Raw genomic sequence first — 5,832 nt, 5'->3', positions numbered from 1 at the left:
GTTATCTATAGCTCTTAGGACTTCTGAGGCACATGAGAATTGTGTGCCCGTATCCCTGTTCCTGAGAGGTATCTGCTAGGTGTTTGGCACGTCTGGCACGTACGCGTCCGTACGTACTTTCAAGGCCGAGAAGGCCGTTTCATCCGATGGCGGTTCCATTCGATGGGTCGTCGCGTCCGACGACTTCGATCTGCACCGGGAGGCGAGCGCGTACGTGGCCTCGCTCCGGTCCCGGGACTGCTCGATCAACACGGAGCGCGTGTACGCCGGACGCATCGCGCTGTACCTGACGTACTGCGCGGCCCACGGCTTGGACTGGGCCGCTCCGGGATTTGCGCCGTTGTCGCGGTTCCTGCGGTGGCTCGTGGAGGAACCGCTGCCGCGTCGGGGACGACGTGCTCCTTCGGCGCCTCGCTACCGCTCGAAGGCGACGGCGAACCAGATCCTGACCACGGTCGGTGAGTTTCTGCGCTTCGGCGTCCCGAACGGCTGGGTGACACCGGATACGGCCGCGATGCTGTCGGAGGAGAAGTATCTGTCGTTCCTCCCGCCCGGTTACAGCGCCGGCGAGGACGGCCAGTACCGCGTCATCGACGCGAAGACCATCAAGTTCAACGTCGCGGTGCCGGGCTATGAGTGGCTCGACGACCAGCAGTACGAGCGGCTGGTGAACGCCACAACCCGGGCCAGAGACCGCTTCTTGGTCTCCGTGCTGGGGGCGACGGGCGTCCGGATCGGTGAAGCCCTGGGCCTGCGCCGGGAGGACATGCACCTGCTGTCCACCTCGGCTGCACTGGGCTGCCACGTCCTCGGTCCGCATATCCACGTGCGGCGCCGGCTGAACTCCAACGGGGCTCTGGCCAAGTCCCGCAGTCCGCGCTGGATCCCGGTGGACGAGGAGTTGGTCTCGCTGTACGCAGAGTATGCCCACGAGCGCGAGCGAATACCCGAGGCCGCGGAGAGCGACATGGTGTTCGTCAACCTCTTCCGTGCTCCGCTCGGGAGGCCGATGAGCTACCCCAACGCCAAGGATCTCTTCGACCGGCTGGCGGCCAAGGTCGGATTCGCCGCCCGTCCGCACATGCTGCGGCACACTGCGGCGACCCGGTGGGTCCGGAACGACACCCCTCGGGACGTGGTGCAGAACCTCCTCGGCCACGTCTCCCCGTCCTCGATGGATCCGTACGTGCACGCCACCGACACGGACAAGCGAGCGGCGGTCGACCGCCTGGCAGCCAAGCGCCGTCAGGAGGAGCGAGCATGAACGGCAACCTCGCATCCGTCGTCTCCATCGCTTCACAGGCGGCGACCGAAGACCGGCTGGAGAGATGGCAGGTCTTCCTCGCGGGCAAGATCGACCCGCAGTGGCGGGAGAACGAGTGGGACAGCGCGAACTGGCTGTTCACCGGCGACCCCGACAACCCTCTGACCGCCGCCTACGAGTGCATCACCCCCGGATGTCTGCAGGTTCTGCCCTCCCCGGAGAACAGGTGCCAAACCTGCCGGGAGGCCGTCCGGGCCAGCGGGATGAACGAGACGGAGTTCACCGCCGCTCACCACCGATCCCCCCAGCGTTTCCTCGCCTACACCCCGCCCAGCTCCTGCATCGCGGGCGGGGAGATCAAGCGATGCCAGCGCCTGGCATCGAGCCGTGGTCTATGCCGGAGCCACCACGCGTTCTGGTCCAAGGTCTTTCGCCGGACCGGCATCGAGAACACCGACGAGAATCTCGTCGAGTGGGCAGCCACTGTGACGGGCTACGACCCGCTGCCGCGGTGCGCGGTCACGGGCTGTCCTTTGGACTCGGTTGTCAGCTCGGGGTTGTGCGGCACGCACTACGAGCGGTGGAAGAGTTTCGGCAGGTCCCTGGCCCCCGAGGTCTGGGCGGTTTCCGAGGTCCCCTACCTGACAGGCGCGCAATTCTCCCTGGCGGGGCTGTCCCCAGCGGTCCGGCTGGAGGTGTTGTTTGGCCTTCAACACCGCGACGCCATCAACGCGAGGGTCACACCACGGGTCATGAGGCCGCTCACCGCGAGGCTCGCGGGGATGCCCAGCCTCATCGTGGAAGCCACCGAGCAGGACGTCATGGAGGTCATCGCCGGGCAGACCAACGCCGTGTTCTTCTGCCGGCAGATACTGCGCTACCTCCGCGTCGCGTTCGACGAGTTCAACGGAATCGACCCCATGGAGCGGGAGATCTGGGACCTGCCCGCGCTCGGCATCGGCACAAACACCAGGCATGTTCGGCGCCGGGCTGGAACGGCTGATTTCACCGCGATCCGACAGCCGTGGCTTCGGGACGCGGCCATGGAATGGGCCCGCAGCACACGCCCCAACGGTCACCGACTGTCCGTCCGACTGCAAGCCTGCGTCCACGCCTCCCGGGCTCTGACAGTGCGCCCCGGCGAAGGGATGAAGCCGGCGAACCTACAGTTCGCCGACATGACCGCGATCGCCGACCACTTCAGCACTCTGCTCAAGCCGGACGGATCCGACTACACCAACAAGTACCGCGGCTCTCTCCTCACCGGCTTCTGGCAGGTCATCGACTTCGGGCGCCAGGCCGGGCTGATGGACGAGATTCCCGGCGCTTTCGCCCGTCACCGCTCGCACCGGATCGCGGAGGAGGACACGAACGAGGACGACATCGGGAAAGCAGTGCCGGAATCTGTTATTCGTCAACTCGACTATCATGTTGCTGAGTTGGGCGTCGGCCGGACCCATGGATCACTGTCGCCGATCGAGATCAGGGCCATGTATCGGACGATCTACGTTCTGCTGCGGGACACGGGACGACGCCCTCGGGAGATCGCGTCGCTCAAGGTGGACTGCCTGGAACGAGTCGATGGCGACTACAACCTGATCTGGAACAACTACAAGGGCAAGCGGCTGCGGCGTCGGCTGCCGATCGACACCAGCACGGTGGAAGACCTCCAGAAGTGGCTCGAGCTCCGAAAACATCTGCCAAGGAGTGAACACGGCGCCCGCTACCTGTTCCCGGCCGCCACGGACTGGAACTCCGAGCGTTACATCCGATCCGAGGCGATTTCCAAGACGATCCGCCTCTGGGCGGACGCCATTCCCCGCCTGGACTCCGAGGTCCCGGACACCAACGGCGTTCCGCTGCCGTTCGATCGGTCGCTGATCTACCCCTACGCCTTCCGACACTCCTACGCACAGCGGCATGCGGATGCCGGGACCCCGATTGACGTGCTCAAAGAGCTTATGGATCACAGGGATGTATCCACGACCATTGGCTACTTCAAGGTGTCGTTGAAGCGTAAGCGCGAGGCCGTGAAGACGGTGCGGCCGCACGTGGTCGACCGCTCGGGCCGCCCGGCACCGATGTCCTCCAACACCGCCTACGAGCGGCGCTCGGTGGCTGTCCCGTTCGGCGGCTGCGTCGAGCCGAGCAACGTCAAGGCGGGCGGGCACGCCTGCCCGATCCGTTTCCAGTGCGCCGGCTGCGGCTTCTACCGTCCCGATCCCTCCTATCTGCCGGCCATCGAAGACCACGTCCGGTCGTTGAAGGCGGACCGGGAGACTGCCGAGGCCATGGGCACCGAGGAGTGGGTCGTGCGCAACATGGGCGATCAGGTCTCGGCGTTCAAGGACGTCGCCGAGAACATGAAGACGCTGATGAACCAGATGGACCCCGAAGAACGCGCCGAGATCGAGGAAGCCAGCAAGATCCTGCGCAAAACACGGGCCGCGAACGGTCGCACCACACTGCCGGTGACCGTCATCCAGCGACGGGAGCGCGGCGCATGAACACGAAGCGTCAACCGGCCGAGGTGCTGGCTGAGGCCCGTCGAAGGGACAGCTACCTCAAGCGGACCAAGGTATTGGCCGTCGTCGACGGCATGGCGGCCCGCGGGGAGCCTGTGACCTTCGCGGCGGTCGCGAAGGCCGCCGGGGTGTCGAACTGGCTCGTCTATGCCGAAGGGGTCCGTGAGCACATTCAGTCGATCCGCGACCAGCAAGGCGCCCAGGACCAGCGAGGGCTCTCCTCCAGCACCTCGGGCACAGCGGCTTTGAAAACCGACCTGGAACTGTCCCGCCAGGAGATCAGCTCACTGCGGACCGAGCGGGACAAGCTCAAGAGCGCCTTGCAGCGTCAACTGGGCCAGCAGCTTGATCACGTGGCCGCCGGCGACATGATCGCCCGGATCGACGAGCTGACTCGGCAGAATGAGCGCCTGGTCACCGAACGGGACGCCCTGGAACGAGAAAGAGCAGAGCTGGAGGCCAAGCTCGCCGAGACCGAGGAAGACCTCGGAGCCGCCCGCACCAGCCTGCGGAGGATGATCCGCTCGGAGAACTCCGCACCCAACGTCGAGTAGCAGCCGGTGGCCGCTGTCCGGTCGCGCTGAAGGTGGGGCGGCGTAAGTGCCTGACCTGGGATGCCTCGGATTGAGCGAGACGGATGTGGGTCGGCTGTCTCGCTCAATCCGAGGTGCAGTGCTTCTGGAGGTACCGGCTGGACTGGGAAGCTGAAGGATCTTTCACTCAGGGGAATCGGTGGCGATCAAACCCGCCGTCAGCGGGCGGGGTCCTCTGCGCGAGCATCCGAGGTTGTCTGCGTGGAGGTGGCGGCAACCAGCAGTGCAGTGAACACGACGGGGGCGACCGTCTGGTAGCCGATCCAGACCTCACCCCCGGCGCTGCTGCCCTGCCATGCCATCAGAAGGCCGGCCAGGGCCGCCAACACCCAGCCACTGTCGTAGGCGACCATGAGCCGCGTGTATGTGCGCATCGGTCGTCTGCGCACGTATCGGATCTCGATCCCACCACCGATCAGCAGGGCCAGACCCGAGACAACCATCAGCCAGGCGGACACGCCCAGCAGACGGCCGAGCGGGCCAGCGCCAGCGATGAAGACAACAGTGAGCAGTACCTTGAAGGCGCCATCGGCGATGATCCCCGCCGTCCGGCGCGTCATCGGCGGTGCCACGACTTGGGCCATGAGCGTTCCTCCTTGGAGGCTCGTCCGACTGGTTCCGTAACGAGATTACGGCAACAATCAAATTATGAGAATGACGAGAGCGGAAGCCAGGGAACGCAACCGCCGCGCCTTGCTGGATGCTGCGTTCCAGGTCGTTTCCCGAGAGGGGTACCGGGCCAAGCTTGAGGAGATCGCCGAACGGGCCGACGTGACCACCGGCGCCATCTACTCACTGTTCGGGAGCAAGAACGGCCTGGTGGTCGCCCTGGTCGCCGACTATCTGCGGCCGTACTACGAAGAGGTTGAGCAGGCGGTCCCCGCTGGATTTGATCTGCTTGAAGCAGTCGACGCCTTCGCTCGGTACTACCGGCGTAGTTGTGACGGTCCCGACGCGCTGTCTCGCCTGTCGCTCCAGATCACCTTGCTGGATATGGCCCTTCACGACCCAGGGCTGGGGTCCCAGCTCGCCACGTCCATCCGGTCGCAGGAAGACCATCTGATCGCGCTGTTCACCGGAAGGTCGCACAACGGGAGCGTCGTGACGTCGCATCAGGCGCAACGTCTGACCACCGCACTCAGGGCGCTGTTCGTCGGCCTGAGCCAGGGCGTCCCCCTCGGCCTCGCCCCTGGTGCCGACGAGGAATACTTCGCCGACACTGCCCGCGCTTTGGCATCCGACGTGTCCCTCATCGATCACGACGCAGCAGCAAATACCCAAGATTGACAGAGGCGCACGACCAGATGCCTCACATAGACCGAGACGGCCTCGGCTTCAGAGAGACAGGACAGCCGCCCCGGCGATCCCGCCCGGGCGGCCACCGTGCCTCACGTGACAGAGACACCAATCGACCGTCTACCTGCAAGTTCGCTTGACAACTCTAGATAAG

Annotated in this window: 5 protein-coding genes; 4 read left to right on the top strand and 1 reads right to left on the bottom strand. The window is 65.3% G+C overall.

All coding sequences use genetic code 11. The annotated features are described in order from the left end of the window. Positions 1-79: 79 nt before the first annotated feature. The 3 genes from J7F03_RS39425 to J7F03_RS39415 are packed head-to-tail and all read left to right on the top strand — an operon-like array spanning position 80 to position 4,343. Positions 80-1,264: a tyrosine-type recombinase/integrase gene (locus tag J7F03_RS39425; RefSeq protein ID WP_308380150.1), complete on the top strand. Its 1,185-nt coding sequence runs from the start codon at positions 80-82 to the stop codon at positions 1,262-1,264. Next, a complete protein-coding gene (locus J7F03_RS39420) occupies positions 1,261-3,771 on the top strand; it encodes a site-specific integrase (RefSeq protein ID WP_214958032.1) in 2,511 nt (836 codons plus the stop codon). Before J7F03_RS39425 ends, J7F03_RS39420 begins: the two co-directional genes overlap by 4 nt. Beyond that, entirely contained in the window at positions 3,768-4,343 is a 576-nt protein-coding gene (locus J7F03_RS39415; protein WP_214958031.1) for a DUF6262 family protein, read from the top strand. Before J7F03_RS39420 ends, J7F03_RS39415 begins: the two co-directional genes overlap by 4 nt. Positions 4,344-4,540: 197 nt before the next feature. On the opposite strand, the gene J7F03_RS39410 is transcribed toward J7F03_RS39415, so the two are convergent. Further along, positions 4,541-4,966 (bottom strand): hypothetical protein, encoded by a 426-nt coding sequence (locus J7F03_RS39410; protein ID WP_214958030.1) that lies wholly within the window; start codon positions 4,964-4,966, stop codon positions 4,541-4,543. A gap of 70 nt (positions 4,967-5,036) precedes the next feature. Between J7F03_RS39410 and J7F03_RS39405 the strand changes: the two genes are divergently transcribed. Beyond that, positions 5,037-5,669 carry a TetR/AcrR family transcriptional regulator gene (locus J7F03_RS39405; protein ID WP_214958029.1) on the top strand — a complete coding sequence of 211 codons (633 nt, stop codon included), beginning with the start codon at positions 5,037-5,039 and terminating at the stop codon, positions 5,667-5,669. The last annotated feature ends 163 nt before the right edge of the window (positions 5,670-5,832 follow it).

The organism is Streptomyces sp. ISL-43, assembly GCF_018614195.1.
Lineage (GTDB): Bacteria > Actinomycetota > Actinomycetes > Streptomycetales > Streptomycetaceae > Streptomyces.
This window is presented reverse-complemented; position numbering and strand designations above follow the sequence as displayed.